The 16,443-nt window shown below is 41.3% G+C and carries 20 protein-coding genes and 1 pseudogene; 11 read left to right on the top strand and 10 right to left on the bottom strand.

Annotated elements, in window-relative coordinates:
* Positions 1-64: 64 nt before the first annotated feature.
* Positions 65-196 (bottom strand): hypothetical protein, encoded by a 132-nt coding sequence (locus tag ACM6JA_RS07635; protein WP_414851830.1) that lies wholly within the window; start codon positions 194-196, stop codon positions 65-67.
* A 123-nt stretch (positions 197-319) separates the two neighbouring features.
* On the opposite strand from ACM6JA_RS07635, the gene ACM6JA_RS07630 reads away from it, so the two are divergent.
* The 7 genes from ACM6JA_RS07630 to ACM6JA_RS07600 all read left to right on the top strand — a co-directional run bounded on the left by ACM6JA_RS07630 (position 320) and on the right by ACM6JA_RS07600 (position 4,136).
* Entirely contained in the window at positions 320-886 is a 567-nt protein-coding gene (locus ACM6JA_RS07630; protein WP_007719076.1) for a DUF4062 domain-containing protein, read from the top strand.
* Between the two features lie 110 nt (positions 887-996).
* A complete protein-coding gene (locus tag ACM6JA_RS07625) occupies positions 997-1,179 on the top strand; it encodes a hypothetical protein (RefSeq protein WP_414851829.1) in 183 nt (60 codons plus the stop codon).
* Positions 1,163-1,432, top strand: coding sequence for a hypothetical protein (locus tag ACM6JA_RS07620; RefSeq protein WP_414851828.1), 270 nt, complete (start codon positions 1,163-1,165; stop codon positions 1,430-1,432). The genes ACM6JA_RS07625 and ACM6JA_RS07620 overlap by 17 nt, the downstream gene beginning before the upstream one ends.
* 635 nt (positions 1,433-2,067) lie before the next feature.
* Entirely contained in the window at positions 2,068-2,856 is a 789-nt protein-coding gene (locus ACM6JA_RS07615) for a nucleotidyltransferase domain-containing protein (protein ID WP_414851827.1), read from the top strand.
* Between the two features lie 235 nt (positions 2,857-3,091).
* Positions 3,092-3,523 carry a DUF1259 domain-containing protein gene (locus ACM6JA_RS07610; protein WP_414851826.1) on the top strand — a complete coding sequence of 144 codons (432 nt, stop codon included), beginning with the start codon at positions 3,092-3,094 and terminating at the stop codon, positions 3,521-3,523.
* Positions 3,507-3,866 (top strand): DUF1259 domain-containing protein, encoded by a 360-nt coding sequence (locus tag ACM6JA_RS07605; RefSeq protein WP_414851825.1) that lies wholly within the window; start codon positions 3,507-3,509, stop codon positions 3,864-3,866. Before ACM6JA_RS07610 ends, ACM6JA_RS07605 begins: the two co-directional genes overlap by 17 nt.
* 93 nt (positions 3,867-3,959) lie before the next feature.
* Positions 3,960-4,136: a hypothetical protein gene (locus ACM6JA_RS07600; RefSeq protein ID WP_414851824.1), complete on the top strand. Its 177-nt coding sequence runs from the start codon at positions 3,960-3,962 to the stop codon at positions 4,134-4,136.
* Between the two features lie 560 nt (positions 4,137-4,696).
* Here ACM6JA_RS07600 and ACM6JA_RS07595 read toward each other — a convergent pair.
* From ACM6JA_RS07595 to ACM6JA_RS07575, 5 genes are all read right to left on the bottom strand, one after another.
* Positions 4,697-5,521: a DUF6492 family protein gene (locus ACM6JA_RS07595; protein ID WP_414851823.1), complete on the bottom strand. Its 825-nt coding sequence runs from the start codon at positions 5,519-5,521 to the stop codon at positions 4,697-4,699.
* 557 nt (positions 5,522-6,078) lie between these two features.
* Positions 6,079-6,258 (bottom strand): DUF1259 domain-containing protein, encoded by a 180-nt coding sequence (locus ACM6JA_RS07590; RefSeq protein WP_414851822.1) that lies wholly within the window; start codon positions 6,256-6,258, stop codon positions 6,079-6,081.
* A 417-nt stretch (positions 6,259-6,675) separates the two neighbouring features.
* Complete coding sequence (locus ACM6JA_RS07585; RefSeq protein WP_414851821.1) at positions 6,676-7,104, bottom strand: DNA-entry nuclease; 429 nt, start codon at positions 7,102-7,104, stop codon at positions 6,676-6,678.
* Positions 7,105-7,370: 266 nt separating this feature from the next.
* Positions 7,371-8,057, bottom strand: coding sequence for a discoidin domain-containing protein (locus ACM6JA_RS07580; protein WP_414851820.1), 687 nt, complete (start codon positions 8,055-8,057; stop codon positions 7,371-7,373).
* A 591-nt stretch (positions 8,058-8,648) separates the two neighbouring features.
* Complete coding sequence (locus ACM6JA_RS07575) at positions 8,649-9,287, bottom strand: flavin reductase family protein (protein WP_414851819.1); 639 nt, start codon at positions 9,285-9,287, stop codon at positions 8,649-8,651.
* Between the two features lie 346 nt (positions 9,288-9,633).
* On the opposite strand from ACM6JA_RS07575, the gene ACM6JA_RS07570 reads away from it, so the two are divergent.
* Positions 9,634-10,581 (top strand): ABC transporter substrate-binding protein, encoded by a 948-nt coding sequence (locus ACM6JA_RS07570; RefSeq protein ID WP_414851818.1) that lies wholly within the window; start codon positions 9,634-9,636, stop codon positions 10,579-10,581.
* Positions 10,582-11,117: 536 nt separating this feature from the next.
* Here the strand turns inward: ACM6JA_RS07570 and ACM6JA_RS07565 are convergent.
* Complete coding sequence (locus ACM6JA_RS07565; protein WP_414851817.1) at positions 11,118-11,636, bottom strand: hypothetical protein; 519 nt, start codon at positions 11,634-11,636, stop codon at positions 11,118-11,120.
* A 629-nt stretch (positions 11,637-12,265) separates the two neighbouring features.
* Complete coding sequence (locus ACM6JA_RS07560) at positions 12,266-12,670, bottom strand: hypothetical protein (protein WP_414851816.1); 405 nt, start codon at positions 12,668-12,670, stop codon at positions 12,266-12,268.
* 95 nt (positions 12,671-12,765) lie between these two features.
* Here ACM6JA_RS07560 and ACM6JA_RS07555 point away from each other — a divergent pair, with 95 nt between their 5' ends.
* The 3 genes and pseudogenes from ACM6JA_RS07555 to ACM6JA_RS07545 form a co-directional block, all read left to right on the top strand.
* Positions 12,766-12,978, top strand: a complete 213-nt coding sequence (locus ACM6JA_RS07555; protein WP_414851815.1) for a hypothetical protein — start codon at positions 12,766-12,768, stop codon at positions 12,976-12,978.
* Positions 12,979-13,516: 538 nt separating this feature from the next.
* Positions 13,517-13,654, top strand: coding sequence for a hypothetical protein (locus ACM6JA_RS07550; protein WP_414851814.1), 138 nt, complete (start codon positions 13,517-13,519; stop codon positions 13,652-13,654).
* A 248-nt stretch (positions 13,655-13,902) separates the two neighbouring features.
* Positions 13,903-14,186, top strand: a pseudogene (locus tag ACM6JA_RS07545) (GNAT family N-acetyltransferase); the annotation flags it as partial.
* An 861-nt stretch (positions 14,187-15,047) separates the two neighbouring features.
* Here the strand turns inward: ACM6JA_RS07545 and ACM6JA_RS07540 are convergent.
* Positions 15,048-15,134, bottom strand: coding sequence for a YjcZ family sporulation protein (locus ACM6JA_RS07540; protein WP_016743434.1), 87 nt, complete (start codon positions 15,132-15,134; stop codon positions 15,048-15,050).
* Between the two features lie 673 nt (positions 15,135-15,807).
* Positions 15,808-16,176, bottom strand: a complete 369-nt coding sequence (locus ACM6JA_RS07535) for a hypothetical protein (RefSeq protein ID WP_414851813.1) — start codon at positions 16,174-16,176, stop codon at positions 15,808-15,810.
* Positions 16,177-16,443: the final 267 nt, after the last annotated feature.

Raw genomic sequence — 16,443 nt, 5'->3', positions numbered from 1 at the left:
TTAAAGCCTTATCTCGATGCAAAAGTCGCAGCCTCATTGGCTGCGTGCGGCCAATGCTTCGGTGTTATCCATAAAAATCAAGGAGAGAGAACTGGACAATCACTTGTTTGCCGCCGCGCAAGTCCTGCTTGATCTGAACCCGGTCCAGCTCAATAGGATTTTTGATCAGAATCTTTCTTTTCCATTTCTTCTGCACGAATAAACCTCCTATTTGCCGTCTGGTGCAAGCTTGCCGCATGAAAACTCCAGTCAATTTTGACAAATAAAGTGAGTGAGTGGTAGATTCTATTTATACTAATTCTTTAATTTGGGTGGGCCTATGAAAAAAAAATTACAAATTTACATATCGTCTACTTACTACGATCTTATTGAGGAAAGACATACCGCTGTTGAAGCCGTACTTCAAGCCGGTCATATCCCTGCTGGAATCGAGCAATTTTTCAAGGAAAGTCCAATGAAAATTAGGAAGAGATGGATCGACGAGTCCGATGTATATATCCTGATTCTCGGAGGATTCTATGGTTTAACGCTTCCTGATGAATCCAAGAGCTATACGCATTGGGAATATGAGTATGCCGGAGAAGCGGGCAAACCTAGATTTGCTTTTGTTGTCACAGATGAAGCATTAAGACAAAAACCATACGACTTCGCAGCAATTGAATACTATCAGAAGTTTCAAGAGTTTAAGCAATCGGTCATGGAACAAATTCCTACCTATTATGTTGAAGATGTACGGCACATTAAAATGGTACTTCGTGATCAATTGCCGGAGTATGCAGCAAGAGACGATTTGTATGGCTGGTTTTCCGGCAAGGATGTCCCGGACGTCCAAAAGCTGTTGGAAGAGAATGCAAGAATAAAGGCGGAGTTAGAGAAAAAGAAATGAAAGAGGGGCTGGCACAACCAGCCCTCTTTCCGCTTGGAAAAAATTGTGGTTGCATATTCGCACGGCGTTCTCATAAAATAGGAACAAACGTTCTTGAGAAGGTGATTAACATGGAGACAATCCAAGCAGTGATTGATGGCCAACTCCAAGCTGTTCCCGTTTTAACCCCAAAGCATCTAAAAGCAATAAGCAAAATCCGTACTGGGGCAAGTCCTGGATGCGCCCCTGACATTCTCCTGGATCTGATCGAGGCTGGATTGGTGGAGGAAACTTCGAATGACCATACTGCATGAACATCACTATGAGGAAGTCGTGGCTCCGTTACCCCAGGTTGGCCCAGATTCCTTGGCAGAAATGAACTTGATCATTTATGACTCGGTACGTAAAGACTATGCGATCAACGTCAGCTGGCATGAGGACTGTATCCGTAGGGAATGGGGCGTAGTTAAGGATATCGACCGGGATGAGCACAAGATCAAGCTTGTTCGGGTCGATGGGGTTTGGTGGGTGCCCATTGAAAAAATGCTGCAGGTTGAACGGGTGTAGTGGATAATGATTCAACCTGACCAATGGCGAGAGATACTACACGAAACAATTCTGTATGGAATGCTTTTTAAGGCAATCGCACTTGATGCAGAAAGCCTTAATCAGGATCAGCTCAAAATGTCATCCCGCCCAATTCTACAACGTGTCGCACCTGAAAGCTGAATGTCAGGTACGGCTTAACAATTATCTGTACGACGCCAATTTGTGCAGATGAGTCTACGCTATTTTATTGTGGCAAGAGAAGGTATGCATACCTATATATACTTGTAGTAAATATTGATCTGATAACCTACTATATTGATAAGAACTTTTTTATTCACGTACTACTTCTTGTGTACCCCAATTTGCTTAAAGCAGTTGGGGGCTTTTTTGTATCGAGGTGACCACATGTTTATTTCTCCGATGCTACCCCCTTTTACTCATTCCTCACGCGAGACAAAATTTCCAACCAGACATTAGGATAATCCCAATAAGCTTAAAGATTTATGGATGACCGATTGTAAATAATAATCTAACTGGGCAGGATAGTGCGATCTGTTGCTATATTGATCTACATACAGTTGACTACCACTCGATGTATATGTTATTCTTTAATAATACCCATTTTTTGGGTCACTATTTAAGGAGTGCTTGGTATGAAGTTACCATTACACGATCGATTCATTGAACAAGCAATTGAGTATGTAAGCCAAGATCAACGACTTATAGGTCTCCTCGCAGGCGGATCTATGATGTACGGAGAAATGGATGAGTATAGTGATCTGGATTTAATAATCGTCTACAATTATGCTTTTCGAAACGAGATCATGGAACAACGCTTCCGAATTGCCGAAAGGCTCGGTGATTTACTTTCTGCATTCACAGGCGAGCATGTCGGGGAACCCAGATTGCTTATTTGTTTATATGGCCCAGCCCCTCTTCATGTCGACCTTAAATTTGTGCAACTGGAAGAGCTCGAATCCCGAGTCGAGAATCCACTGATTCTTTGGGAGAGAGGTTCTGGTATTGCAACGATACTCAGTAAAACAAGTCCATCGCTCTCTTTCCCTGATCCTCAATGGATCGAAGATCGCTTTTGGGTATGGGTGCATTACTGCGCCACAAAATTAGGGAGAGGCGAATTATTCGAATTAATCGATACTCTAACATTTATGCGCAATGTAGTGTTAGGGCCGTTGGTACTCCTTCGCAACGGTCATTCCCCGAGAGGGGTTCGAAAGCTCGAGAAATACGCTCTCAAGGAACTGGAGGAACTAAAAGGAACGATTCCCATCCACAGCTTTGAAAGTTGCTACCACGCGCTAAAAAATACGATCAAGATGTACCAAAGTCTACGCCAAGGTTCGGAAATTGTACCTAGGAAGGAAGCAGAACGCGTCTCAATCGAGTTTCTTGATGGTATATATTCAGGACAATCCCAATAGCAACTTGTTCAACTAACGTGTAACGATAGCTGAATACAAAGACCCAAAAGTCGGTAATCCTTAGCATAGGAAAACCGACTTTTCTTTTGGTAAAAACTGTATCAGAGTGGGGTTTACTTTATTTGGTTGGCGGTACCCCGTTAGCATGAATACTGTTCTCAACTAAATTCCTATAACATTCGGGGGAAACCTCATTTATTGTGGTTCAGAGGCTAATTGGGAATCTGTAAAAAAAGTGTTTAACAAGGGGACTGTTCAAAAAGATGTATTTAAAGTCACGTTTCCACGTTCCGATTTGCATGTAGAAGTCGGGGATGTTCAACTCGATCCAAACCTTGCTTTAACATCTTACTTAGCATTCAAACAAGTGGGCAACCATTCGATGATGATGGGCGATCTTGTTCTTCTTGAAAAAGAAGTAAAACCTGTCGAGAACATGTTAGTGGAGCAAGGGATTGAAGTGACTGCTTTGCACAACCACATCATGGAAGAAAATCCTAAGATCATGTATTTGCATGTTGTTGGTCATGGTGATCCAGTAACTCTGGTTCAAAAAATGAAGCATGTTCTTGGCCTCACAGGCACTCCATTAACTTCTGCGCCAGCTGAGAAATCTCCGTCTACTTTTAACTGGTCTAAGGTTGAGCATCATGGGGTGGAAAGGTGAGAAAAAAGGTAAGGTGTTTCAATTCTCTATACCGAGATCAGAGGAAATTACAGAAAAATGCGCAAGTATCCCACCTGCTATGGGTATCGCCATGCCTATTAACTTACAATTGATTGGTGACAAGGCAGCAACTACTGGTGATTTCGTTCTGTTGTCAAACGAAGTGAATCCAGTTGTTCGTGAATTAACGAAAAATGGCATAACCGTAACAGCGATACACAATCACATGTTAGATGAATCTCCTCGGTTATTCTTCTTGCATTTCTGGGCAGTAGATGAACCTGAAAAGTTGGCTCGTGGTCTCCGTGCGGCGCTAAATCAAACCACAGTTGGGACACAATGAAAGTAGTCATAACGGGAATAGTCAGTAGCCTTCGCGTAAAGGATACCGGCTTTATTTCGATACAAACGGATAAACATAGAACATTAACCTAGCGTGCCGAATACTCACAAGCAAGCGTTTTACGGCGTTGCGAAATCATTGGTTACCGGAGAGGATCACGATTTTGTTTACGTGCAGTCGCAAATAAAAGCACGCGTCAAAATGCGGAATTGGACGAGGAGCGGCATGCTTCGTTCGCCCGTCTTCGTAGATTTTATTTTGGCAGCATAGGTGTAAAGATAAATGCACCCGTGGGGCAATCAAGCTCCTAGGTGCACTTTTTTTTAAAGGATAGTCATTTCAAATTCTGCCCACTTTTTGCCCACGAAAAAATGAAAAGTTTCGAAATCATTTGAGAGGGCACTAGGTGAAATCATTGATACAATGGGATTTTCATGGAGTTTTAAAACTGATCGAAAGCGAAGGATATGTTCCGCACACGTGTTCACGATTGGAAGAGCGAGTAATACATAACTGCTTACTAATAAGCGAAACCCCTTGTGCCTGTAGGTACGAGGGGTATTTTCTATTTGGTGGGCAATTTTGATTTTTTCAGGGGATTAACATTTTTGCCCACGATTTGTCCGCTATTTTTTCTGAGTACACACTTTCCATGTAGCTTTCAAACTTGTCCATGTTATCTAATTCAATTTTCTTTGAGATGTGGGCATATACATCTGAAGTGATCCGGATAACACATACACCTGTAACGAATCCAAGTTTGCCGCAGACACATTCAGCCAAGGTCTTAAAGCTATCTTACATCACAAGCAGTTGGATTCGGTAACTCTTCACTTTCTCACTCTCATCTTCTTCCGGATATACCAGCCGCGTTTATGAAAGGAGATGGACCTGTATTTCTGGGCCAGTTTGATGATTCGTTTGCGAGTAAGTGATACCGGTTTTGAAGATAAGCTTTTGTTAAGGGAACTTCTTACAATCAGTTGACCAGGGTAGTGAGCTTTCACGAAGTTACCGTAAGTTTCGAACTCGGAGAAGCCGGCATAACTCTGCTTGTTGGTTTTCTTGATAATCGCCCAGTACCATCTAGTCTTATGCCTAGCCTCAATTTTAGACTTCAGTCGGGAGAGCTTCGATTTGTCGAACAGCATATAGTGGGCAACGAAAGAGCGCGAGGCGGTTGGCTTGGTCCCCAGTAATTTCTTGTACGTGCGAAAATACTCGGGACGACTCCAGTTACGGCAGTAAAAAACGGTTTTCCCGTTGACGAGAAAGACATGAGGTCGGATGAGAATGGTGTCGGCGTCAATCACAAGATAATACCTTTGCTTGGTCAAGTTTCCTCCCGCCAGCTTCAACAATTGTTGGAGCAGCCAGCCTGAGCGATTGGTGCGCTTGGTTTGGTAGTGAATGTCTTTTTTTGTAATCGGTAGGACGCGTTTTTCATTGATGAAGGTGCAGTTTTTACGCCTGCAAAGGGCTTGGATTCGTTTGCTTGGTGGCGATACAACCATGATCTTACCGACCGGATGCTTCACTTGCTTACGGATACTGTCAATGACATAGGGAAGAGTACCAAGGTCTTTCTCAATAGCTGGGATCAGGACATCAATTTTAATAGAGCTGTTGAAGGTGCTTTTCGCTGAACGTGACAACTTCTCAACTCCTTTTCACTAAGCAGTTTCAAGCAAATGTGCCTGAACAGGTTAGCCAGAGTGTCCGACATTCCAGATAGGATATGATTTTCTTTCTTAGGGTGAATATGTCAGAAATGGAAATCCTGCAAAATGTGTGTTTGTCTGCCTTCTTGAGTCATGAGTAAGTATTTACATTTCAAAAATTTATGTAAAACCCCTTTGAAACTCTCCTCACTTTGTCTCGTCGAAATCGTTGACCTACAACAATGGCAGCTCGATCCGACTCCGATGGTACTGACTGGATAAATACGTTTCTTTGAAGGTAGTCCAGAACAGATGGAGCTGGCAGAAAACCAGGAGCGCTGTAATGGACGCGACGAAATCCGACTACTTCTTTTAGCGATATGGTTGAATCGTCGGGCTTAAAATCAACACCGAATACAGAATTGAATTCCTCCGTGTCTTCACTTTGGCAGTTTGCCTTTAATTTACCACAATAGTTAGTGAAGAAAATTTTAACAGCTGGACTATGTAAAATAGCTATTTATAAAAAATACCCCGGAAAGGGGCAAAGATTACTGTTTCAGGACTGAAATGGCGTGACGAGCTTTATAGGCAAATTGGATCGGCTCGTCGATTGATTCAAAGTGTATAAACATGATACCAGGGTTGTTAAAAAGCCAGTGATTGTGGAGGGCAGTAACCAGTATATCGTAATGGCGAAGAACAGAAATGAATGGAAAGCGCCTTCCCATTTTGATCCACTGATTCAAATGAGAACATCATCGGTATCGTTAGTGCCGAACGAGAAGGACGTCCTAAAATAGTTACAGGAAAATTTCTAACAGTCATTAAGGTACACACACCATTTATTATCTGTGGTGATATTCCCAATACTCCACCAAATTGTTGACAAAGGGGATCTATAGCCATTGAATCCGTCTCCTCCTAAAGTTTTTTATGATATGGTACTTTTGCGGAGAAGAAAGTGCCTCTAGGTTATCGCCTATTTTACAAAACGGTAATGAAATTAGCTTTTACTCTAAAACAAGAACAACATGGCCGTGTTTAGCAATTATCTCCAGAATCCAATCCAAGATAGTTTAGGAGACGGGTTTTTTAAAAAAATGTCTATTCGTATCCGGAATTTGGGGATATACGAAACAAATACTTTATTTGACCACGATTTCAACTTTTGTTCCGTCTGGAAAATCCTCTAATTGATTGGAAATCCACGATCCAGCTCCTCGATTATCTGAAGGCGATATGTATTCGATATGTGCTCCCGTGCCTCCCTCAGCACACATGGCCATTGGCCATTCATCTCGATCATACCCCTTTTTTGTAGGAATGCCCTTGAGAGATTCTTCGCGATTTTCATCTGCTCCATCACGGTCAATTGTGCATATAGCTGACTTCCCAGAGGCAATCGCTTCTTTGATATGCTTTGCAGTCTGAGGGTATCGATTAGACGGAAAAACAATCGTATGTTCTACGTTCCCGTTGCTGACTGTTTTGTTCTCTATTGGCACAAGTCCAAAGAAATAGGCGGCGCCGATTAGCAGCACCACAATCAACATCAGCATTTTTTTCTGTGTCATGCTTTTGTCCTCCAATATAAGTTCTTTTTCATTTAATCACACCGCCCAGCATTATGGAGAAGCGGTGTGATTGGCCTGAGTAAAGGGAGCTAGCTATACCTGCAAAGGTCGGAAGTCCAAAGAATGACGACCCAAATGTGTCGAAGATGCTAACCTATGAATAAAAAGAGGCACCTCCCTGTTTTAGAGGAGGTGCCTCTTCATGTTATTTTGTATATTCCATCACTTCAAAGGATTGAATCTTACTGAAAGCCACATAATCTTTTCTAGAAGTGAAGGGCCCTGTTATCGAACATATAGGTTTCTTTGCCCTGACCGTCTGCACGTCCATTATACCAGGCGATGAAGTCCTGTACTTCGGATGCAGTTAATTCAAATTCCTTCTCGAGACCACTGATCATTTTAATAACAAGAAGTGCGTTATCTCCAGTTGGTTCTGGTTCTGGCTCAGGCTTCGGCTCAGGATCTGGATCAGTACTTGTGATTGTATCGCCTGTCATCTCTATTTCCATGATTCCTACAGAACTACCAGACGGATCATAGTAACTATTTAGTACATTAATACGATAATACCTAAAATATTTGTCATTATTCGGTTCTACTGTTATTGGAGTTCTATCATTTTCAAATGTACCTTCAGTAACAATAGACCATGTCAAACCATCATTTGAACCATAAAATTTCCAGTCTTTTATAAGTGACTGTAGAGAGTCATTATGAAATAAAGGGGTTATAGTCATGGTATTAACTTTCTTTTTTTCGGAAGGACCGAAGTCAATTTTTAAAAAATGTCCTCCTTCAGGGGGAATTGTTGCATAAACGTACCAAAAATCTAAGTGGCTAAAATCAACAGAATCGTCAAATGCTTTCCAGCCATAGTCATTCCGTCCACCGCTTCCATAATGTGCGCTTTCACTAATAATAATAGGTCCTGGTTTATCAAAGTCAGTCATAGTTGGAACAAGGTCCTTATTGGTTTGTTGATCTTCAGCTAAACTAATGTTTTTTGACCAGAAAATAAAACGGCAGTGATTAGACCCATACTTATAAAAAGCTTACTGTACCTCTTTACAAAATTCATAAAAACCTCCTTGAACTGTTAAAAATGGATAATTTCCCTTAGGAATATATTACATTTCGATGATTTGAGCAAAACAGTAAAAGGAATAAATTCAAATCAAAGGAACGTTCAATGAAAATGTTCATATTGTGTTCAAGAAATAGAAACCCGTCCCTATTTTTTAAGGAGACGGGTTTTCTTCATAAAATACTTAAGATTGAAGGGCTCTAAGCAGCATTATATTGGGTTTTTCAACATGCATAACGCACCCACAAAACACGCGTTCACGATTGGGAGCACGAGCAATACAAGACTGCTTATTAATAAGCGAAACTCCCATTTTTTTTCATTTATTGATGCTTTGAAAATAGGGAAGAAGGTGATTCTTACAATTTCTTTAATGAAGTTCTACTGTCTTTTTCGAATGCTGTTCTTCTTGTAAAAATAATCGAACAGAAAGGGCTCTACAGCACGCCAATGATATTTAATTCGATTTGCTAACGGAACTTGGATAGGGACCAAAAACTGGGGCTAATCTTGACGGGTGCAGCTTGGGGCTAAGGCCAAAAAATTCACAGAAGTTCATAATTAGCGGGCTCCACTTCTCGGGATCGATGTAGTTCTTCTCGCCAGTCATTAGGATTTGTTCATCAACATGAACACGTATTATCTTTGCTTCAATTGCTTTTAAAGAGCTGGGCAGTTCAAAATTATGGACTTGTTCTACAACTGCCTCTAATTGAACCGGGCACTCCGCAACGCGTGGAGGCCGAATGAGGTCCGAATCTTGGGGGGTGAGCCTAGACGTTCCGAATTTATCCGGTTCAAATCGGTATCCCACATTAGCCTTGCGCTCCGGGACAGGATTTCGTCCAGTTAGTAGAGCCAGACAGTCCACCGCATGAGCAAGATCAGACGAAGGAAGATTCAAAACACATTCGCGCTCGCGCAACAAATTGGTAACGGTTTGAGATGAGCTACTCATTCCAAGCATGCATGATTGATTAAGCCACCATGCAGAAGACATAGGGGCAAGGTTGACAGAATTGTCCTCATTTAATGTGCTGATGAGTACGACTGGCGTTCCAAAGTAAAGAATTTTTGGTTCAACGACCTTGTGCATAATGCCCTCCCTCCACTATAAACAGAAAAGTTTTCCATCGTCTCAAATAAGAGACCTATTTCAAATTATAATGACTATTCTTTTCGTTATTTTGCTGTTTCATTTCGAATGAACTTTACACAACATTACCTGTGAGAAGGGGAGGGAGTAATCAATGGCTTACGTGATCTAGAGCATTCCCCAATCTGCAACATGGGGCAACCTCTTTTCTTTATATACACAAAAAATATAAAAAACATTGACATATACACTAAAATATGTGATTATCTTCTCTGTCACTTATAATGATAATCATTATCAAATGATACTTTACACCAGACATCACGTGACAAGGAGAAATGAGGAAATGAAAAAAGGAACACGAATCGTACTGGCCTGCTTGGTTGCAGTAGTCACTGCCGTATCGGCAGGTTGCGGAAGCAGCCAAACGGCTTCGGAAGCACCCAAGAAGTCTGAGACACGTGTAGTTAAGCATCTGATGGGGGAAGTGACAATCCCGGCGGAACCAAAGCGGATTGCAGACGTATCGGGAGCAGCGGAGGAGCTATTAATTTTGGGACACAAGCCGGTTGCGACGGCAAATACATACAAGACAAAAATCATGTCCCACGTAGCGGATAAGCTGACAGATGTAAAAACGGTTGGCTGGATGTGGGATGACTCTATCAATCTCGAAGCTGTGGTAGAAACAAAGCCAGATCTGATTATTATGAATAACCGCCAGCAAAAGATGTACGAGCAACTATCCAAAATTGCGCCGACTGTCGTACTGGAGACAGACATGGATAAATGGCGTGATAAGTTTAAAGAAATCGGCCGCGTGTTTGGACAAGAAGAGGACGTGAACAAATGGCTGGCTGGTTATGACGAGAAGACGAAAGGGATGCGCGAGCAACTCAAGCAAGCGTACGGCGACCAGACCTTTATGTTCCTGGCCGTAACCCCTAAATTGTTCCGCGTGTACGGAAACTATGGATATGCAGATATCTTGTTCACTGATCTCGGCCTGAAGCCGGCAGCCGGAACACCTACGGATAAAACAATGGAAATGATCGAGTTGGAAGGACTGACGAATTTTCAGCCAGACCATATGTTCCTCGTCAATTTCGGCGGAAAAGCGGATGATGTATATGCAGAACTGAAAAAGAGTCCAGTATGGAAAAGCAACAAGGCAGTTCAACAAGGCCATCTCTTTGAGGTAACCAATGAAACATTCAACATCAAAGCCTTTGGCCCAATTGGAAAGGAAATGCTCTTAGAGGAGATTGGTAGCATGTTGCTGAAAAAGCAATAACTATACGATCGACAAACAAGATGGGGCTGACCGAAAAGTCAGTTTTGACTTCCCATTTGAGGATTGTGTACTAACGTGGACATGATAAAGTACATGTCGCGTTTCGGATTGTGGCCTGAGGACCTAATCTTTCAAAGGTGGCTGGTATTCTCCTAGTCAGTTTCCTAAAAGGCAATCGGGACAAATAGTGAGGCAGAAGCTGGTGAAAAACGAAATGTTTTTCCCAGCTTCAATTACTTTTTGAAACCTGTTCGCCGGTTACTCTTCGTCCTTCTGTGAAATAATAGATTGTCTACGATTCAGCAAATTACCAGGGTCTCTTCACGGATCAATAAGTTCCCGAAGGCTATTGAATCGGTTGAGCTTCTTAAGGAGTAGTCCGAGTAATCACATTTCCGTTCCGATCTTTAATAGTTCTTCTAACAAAGGGCTATTCTCTCGAGAATCTCGTAAATGTACGAAAGTGCTAAACGCCATCAAAGAAGCCATTTACAAAACACACGTTTTGTAAAATGGCTCCGGGAATTGTAACAATCTTATTTTAGAAGTGCGAAAGATTCATTTATTTTCAAATCACCATACAGTTGGTCAAACAGCTTGCCATCTTCAGATTGGGAATCAAACGGATTGGACTGTGGCGTTGTATAGACATATACCATGTCATTTGATTCTGCAATGGATGTCCCTACAGGCGGCCCTTCTTCGCTAGAGAGGCGAGTCCAATCAGTTTTCGTGAAAACGGAGATCATTAGAAGCGTTTCTGAACCTTGTCCATCCTTCGTCGCATAATCGAATTGCACTACATGCTTGGCTGATGGTAGAATTTTGTCTGCATCTACACCTGCATATTGGTTCACCTTGTAGTGCCCGTTCCAAGAAGTTGGCGGCTTAAAGCTGAAATTTGCTTGAGAGTTAGTGTAAAGGTCAGTTTTTTCGCTTTCCTGTGCAACAGGCTGTGCAGAGTGTTCTACTTTGCCATTGTTAACAGCGAGGATGATGCCGATCACTACGACGGATGTCAGTATGGTGCCGACGATGATTTTTTTGAAATTCATGTTGGTTTCCTCTCTCTTCGTATAAGGGGTAAAGTTGTTTGTAAGTGAATTATAAACGAAAGACATATGAAGGTCGTTACAGAAAAGAGACATTTTTCTATTCCATAAAACTTATTGGGTCAATAAGGCACCTGACAAATGTGATCACAAATCCCGTGAGACCTCCAGCGACGGCAACGTTCATAACACTCTATATCCAATCGTATTCTTCTTGAGTCTAGATACGGGAGACATAACGTTTCACAATCTTCATGAGGTGGACTTACACGTCTACATTTCGTTCATACATTCTTGTAAGCTAGGAAGAAATTCAACCAATTGACCATTTACTTTCTTGAATCGCTTAGACTTAGATTTTTTCTTTTTCAAGTAATATCCCCGACGATCTAGGATAGTGTACGAACTCAATTACCCTTTTGATTGGCCAAATATACGAATATCTCGAAAATGTATGTAGATCAGTATTCAGGAACGTCACCAAGGTCAAGGATGATCGCTTGCATTATCAGAAACTTGACGAACAACACGGTATAGGCTGACATTGAAATAATGTGTAGGGAAGAAAGAGCGATGCAAATATGTATAAAGCCCGTCCTCACAATCAAGACGGGCTAAAAGCTATTCATGTTTTATTGAATCGTAAAAGTAGCTACGATGACATTTTGATCCTCATAGGAATAGGGAGCTTGAAATTGTACGTAGCGATACCCGTCCGTATCAGCCTTAATGATGATACCTGTTGTACCGCTCCAAATCTGTTTGTTTTGAGCATTATAAACTGTGTAATTAGCAAAGCTGCCTCTTGGATTAATACGGAGCTCCTGCCCTTTCTTTAGATAAATGGCTTCTTTTGGACTTAACTGCCCAGGTGTAAGGTAGTAATATTTGGTGAATTGTTGTTCTTGTTTTTGTTGCTCCAAGGCTACTGTGTCTGTTTCACCTTGTACTTGAGCATTGGTAGAAGCGGAAGCATATACAGGTGCGCCAGAGAGGAGTAAAGCGAGCATCGAAATAGAGAGAAGCTGTTTTTTCATACCTTGTACACTCCTTAGTATCAATTCTGATCAAATTCTAAATACACGAACTAAAGATAATTATACTCAAATTGAACGAAATGGTAAATATTTACATGAAAAAACAAAAGATTGTCTATTCATATTTCTTGACCACAACTCTCTATTACGGTGGTAGTCATGGAAAACGACACGGATTATCTTGTAGCAGGGATATCTCTCTAGAAGGCATTGGAGAAGCTAATTCCTATGTCGAAGGGGACGGCGATTCTCTTGTATCTGTTCAACGGCGACAAAAGGAATGCCTCTATAATGCAGAGTTTATTTAAGCTAATCAGCAAACGAACAGGCTTGCATAGAATGAGCGGTTGGGATAAATCATTTTTCATTGAAATAAGCCTCGGAATGATGAAGCGTTCCGAGGCTTATTTCAATGATAGTAGCTCATATTATTGCCCACAATGAGTTGAAAAGATGGTGAGAGCGAACCTCCCAGAGCTATACGTACGGTCCGGGAATATTGCCGCATTTGAGCGATACAATGAGCAGCCGGTTGGGTAACTGGGGCTGTCAATTTAACAAAATGCTCACTAAGTAAAGAAGGTGAAGGCTAATGATGAATTGCGTTGTGTTTTCAGGTATAGGGATGTTTCTAACAGTTAAAATGTTTATCTTGTGATAGTTAAGGTAACGTACCAGATCATGACGGAATGCTTGAGTTAAAAAGAAATAGATGATGATGGAGGGGGGCACATAAACGCCGCACCAATGGTTCTACTCGATCCTCTATAGGATCGAGTAGTCAAAAAGTCCCAGGTGGTCGGGGATGAGTGCTTACGGGTGGTATCGGTGGGGGATTAGGATGGAGTGGGGGAAGTGGTACAGGAGTTGGTGGATGAGGATCGAGATGGTGTGGTGGCCATGGGGTGGGTGGGTCAGGAACTGAACCCGCTGGCGGGAAGTGTGGATCAGGTAAATTACAATCTGGTGGACACTCAGAATTAGCTTTGGGATCGTCATTTGTTGGTGTCAAACTGAACTACCTCCTTTACATGTTTTTAGTATCTAATGATTGAAAGGAACTTATACAAATTAGTTAGGGTGATAAGGAGAGTGTTCAGGTATGGCAATATCATCGGATGTCAAAGAACGAAGGAACATACCTTTTATCAAACGCGGGATGCGGGTGGAAGTTGACGGACAAATAGGAAATATACCCAGGAATATTATTTTATGACTTTTAAGATCGTCCAGAAACATTTCAGGAACTATTAGACGGTACCTATTATACAGTTCGAGATAATCATGGTCAGCTTACCGGCTTCTTCTGTTTGGGGCTCAATGCTCAAGTCCCAGAAGCTCGAAAGCAAAATCTTTACAAGGGTGAGAACGTGTTGGATATCGGGCTCGGAAAAAACCAGATTTGACAGGGAAAGGGATTGGCTTTTCGTTTTTACAGGCTGGGATCGAATTTGCCAAACTGCAATTTGAACCAAAATATCTACGTTTAAGTGTTGCTAGCTTTAATAGTAGAGCACGGCCTCATTCGTAAACAAAGGGACCCCCTTTATCGTGATGACGATGGAAGTGGAGCATCTTGTATAGGTAGAGTGCAGAGCTTGCCATTTAACGTAACAGAAATTGTGATGAGGCTGTAGAATTATCGGTTTTGAAGTAAATCGGTTGTACAAAAAAATGCCCCTAGCAAGCGGCACAAAAGACTCCTAATCTGATGATCTAATCGCTAATAAGTGAAAAATAAATAATATTCTGAAAGTATGTAGTTATAACAAAACAAACTAAGCGATCCAGCAGAGGTTGGTTGCTACCAGTTGTGATGCAACAAGTGTGCTGATCGGGAAAGGGTTCGTCTCTCTACATTGTCTATGCAGGAAGAACGGTATGAAAAGCGAATCGAAGGAATGAAAAGCTTTGAAAACAAAGTCCGGAATTAAATGATTTCGCTATCGGTCTGTGGGTAGCGAGCATTGGATAGTTCTAGAATGCAAGATGGAAGGAATGCATATGAACAGTATTGAAAGGCACATAGGCGTATCCGTACACACTTAAATAAGTTCTCAATCGAACTATAGTAAACTGATTAACAAGAGAGCTATACAGTACGAGTTAATAGGTTCCTAACATGAAGACGTGAAAGGCGTTAAGCCGCTCGGGGAAAGAACCGGGCGGCTCTTTTGTTGAAATCGTAGGTGAAGGACATACCACTGAAAAAGTATTGTCATATGACAGGGTGTCCAGATCTAACCTCTCCACAAAACTACACTCCTTCTACTAAAGTGTAACGTGGGAGGATTGGACAAAAAGATGGGATCAAAGCTCAATGATGTCAAAGAGGGTGAAAGAGGGCAGCTTAGCCGCCCATAACATTGGACAGAAATTAGCACTCATCACAACTGCAAGCAACAATTGTTAATAAAACGAAAAGAACCAAAACTAAAGCAAAATTGTCGTCAAAGAATCCCATGGATATCACCCCTTCAAGTGTATGAGGAATAACCTCAAACTCAAGCTATGCAAATTGATGAGCTATGTAAGGGCGATATCACAGTAAGTGGGAAATTTGGGCAGGCAACAAACTGTTACTTGTTATGTCCAACAGATCAATAATGTTAAATCAGCAGGGGGATAAACGACGAAAAAAGGCTATCCCTTAGCCACATTCAGGGCATTTGGGACAGCCTTCTTGGAACTTAGTTACCTCTACCAAGGGCATAAGCATCTGCCATGATAAATAATGCATGAATCTCCGCAAGGCTCAATTGAATAATTTGAACCTAGCTTTTTCAGGAGCTTCTTCAGCATGATCATTCACCTCCTTGGTAGATGTATTTTCCATGTATTACCATTCTATCGTAAGTAAGTGATTTAAGAACATGAATTTTTTTATAAATTGTGTGCGGCGTCAAAGTTTCAAGCCGGTTTGAAGAACTATGAAATAATCTGAAGTGATTTCGTCAAAATTGGAGTCTATCTTCTTAAGATACTTCCATTAAGTCTTCAGATTCGATCTGCAGCATTTCCATTTCAAATTGTTGTGATTTCCACACAATGATCTGACCCATGCAAAGCTGTGATTCATGAATAACTCGTGAAGAAGGGTCATGAACAATCATGGATTTTGTAATGTAGTATGTGTTCTATGTAAAATTCGGAGATTTACGCTGCATCAAAATCGAAAAGAACATGATCGCTCCAGAGCCTATAAAGCCAATTACACTCATCAGCGTATCATAGAGGTGATACTGATGGGTAAATACTTGAGCAATAGAAAGTCCCCACAAAAGTGTAGGAAGAGACAGGAAGATATGTATTTTTCCATTATGCGTGAACCTGACATAGATTAGAGCTACTACCGTAGAAACGAGATAACTGAAAGAGAAAAGGATCGTGTCCCAGGGCGAAATGGTTACTGGAATATCACTTGAAAGAAGCGATTTACAAGCCCAAAGAATAAAGAACCAAAAAGCAAAGGCCAAACCTATCATCATTTTCAAAAGACTTTTCATGCTTTCTTCTCCCTGCTAAATACGTTTGCTTATTAAGACGAGGAACACAAAGAAAACGATTCAATAGAAAGTGAAAATGAAACTAGTTCTTTTACAAATCGGTAATTGAAAGCTTCAATCTATAAATGTTATTTCACAATTTGATCCAGCTTTAAATTGCTTGATTAGTGAAATAGTATCACGAATGAAAAAAGAAAAACATCATACCGATAGTTAAAAAGTCGGTGCATGATGTTTGATTAAAATAACGATGTAGAATTTACGTTG

The organism is Brevibacillus sp. IT-7CA2, from assembly GCF_949767855.1.
In the GTDB taxonomy this organism is placed as follows: Bacteria; Bacillota; Bacilli; order Brevibacillales; family Brevibacillaceae; genus Brevibacillus.
The sequence above is the reverse complement of the archived record's forward strand: the minus strand, read 5'-3'. Positions and strand labels throughout refer to the sequence as shown.

Bases quoted from the DNA above. Each gene is read 5' to 3' on its own strand.
- ACM6JA_RS07630 (WP_007719076.1), top strand. From the start codon at position 320: ATGAAAAAAAAATTACAAATTTACATATCGTCTACTTACTACGATCTT.
- ACM6JA_RS07625 (WP_414851829.1), top strand. From the start codon at position 997: ATGGAGACAATCCAAGCAGTGATTGATGGCCAACTCCAAGCTGTTCCC.
- ACM6JA_RS07620 (WP_414851828.1), top strand. From the start codon at position 1,163: ATGACCATACTGCATGAACATCACTATGAGGAAGTCGTGGCTCCGTTA.
- ACM6JA_RS07615 (WP_414851827.1), top strand. From the start codon at position 2,068: ATGAAGTTACCATTACACGATCGATTCATTGAACAAGCAATTGAGTAT.
- ACM6JA_RS07605 (WP_414851825.1), top strand. From the start codon at position 3,507: ATGGGGTGGAAAGGTGAGAAAAAAGGTAAGGTGTTTCAATTCTCTATA.
- ACM6JA_RS07590 (WP_414851822.1), bottom strand. From the start codon at position 6,258: ATGGGAAGGCGCTTTCCATTCATTTCTGTTCTTCGCCATTACGATATA.
- ACM6JA_RS07585 (WP_414851821.1), bottom strand. From the start codon at position 7,104: ATGACACAGAAAAAAATGCTGATGTTGATTGTGGTGCTGCTAATCGGC.
- ACM6JA_RS07580 (WP_414851820.1), bottom strand. From the start codon at position 8,057: ATGACTGACTTTGATAAACCAGGACCTATTATTATTAGTGAAAGCGCA.
- ACM6JA_RS07575 (WP_414851819.1), bottom strand. From the start codon at position 9,287: ATGCACAAGGTCGTTGAACCAAAAATTCTTTACTTTGGAACGCCAGTC.
- ACM6JA_RS07570 (WP_414851818.1), top strand. From the start codon at position 9,634: ATGAAAAAAGGAACACGAATCGTACTGGCCTGCTTGGTTGCAGTAGTC.
- ACM6JA_RS07565 (WP_414851817.1), bottom strand. From the start codon at position 11,636: ATGAATTTCAAAAAAATCATCGTCGGCACCATACTGACATCCGTCGTA.
- ACM6JA_RS07560 (WP_414851816.1), bottom strand. From the start codon at position 12,670: ATGAAAAAACAGCTTCTCTCTATTTCGATGCTCGCTTTACTCCTCTCT.
- ACM6JA_RS07555 (WP_414851815.1), top strand. From the start codon at position 12,766: ATGAAAAAACAAAAGATTGTCTATTCATATTTCTTGACCACAACTCTC.
- ACM6JA_RS07540 (WP_016743434.1), bottom strand. From the start codon at position 15,134: ATGGGATTCTTTGACGACAATTTTGCTTTAGTTTTGGTTCTTTTCGTT.
- ACM6JA_RS07535 (WP_414851813.1), bottom strand. From the start codon at position 16,176: ATGAAAAGTCTTTTGAAAATGATGATAGGTTTGGCCTTTGCTTTTTGG.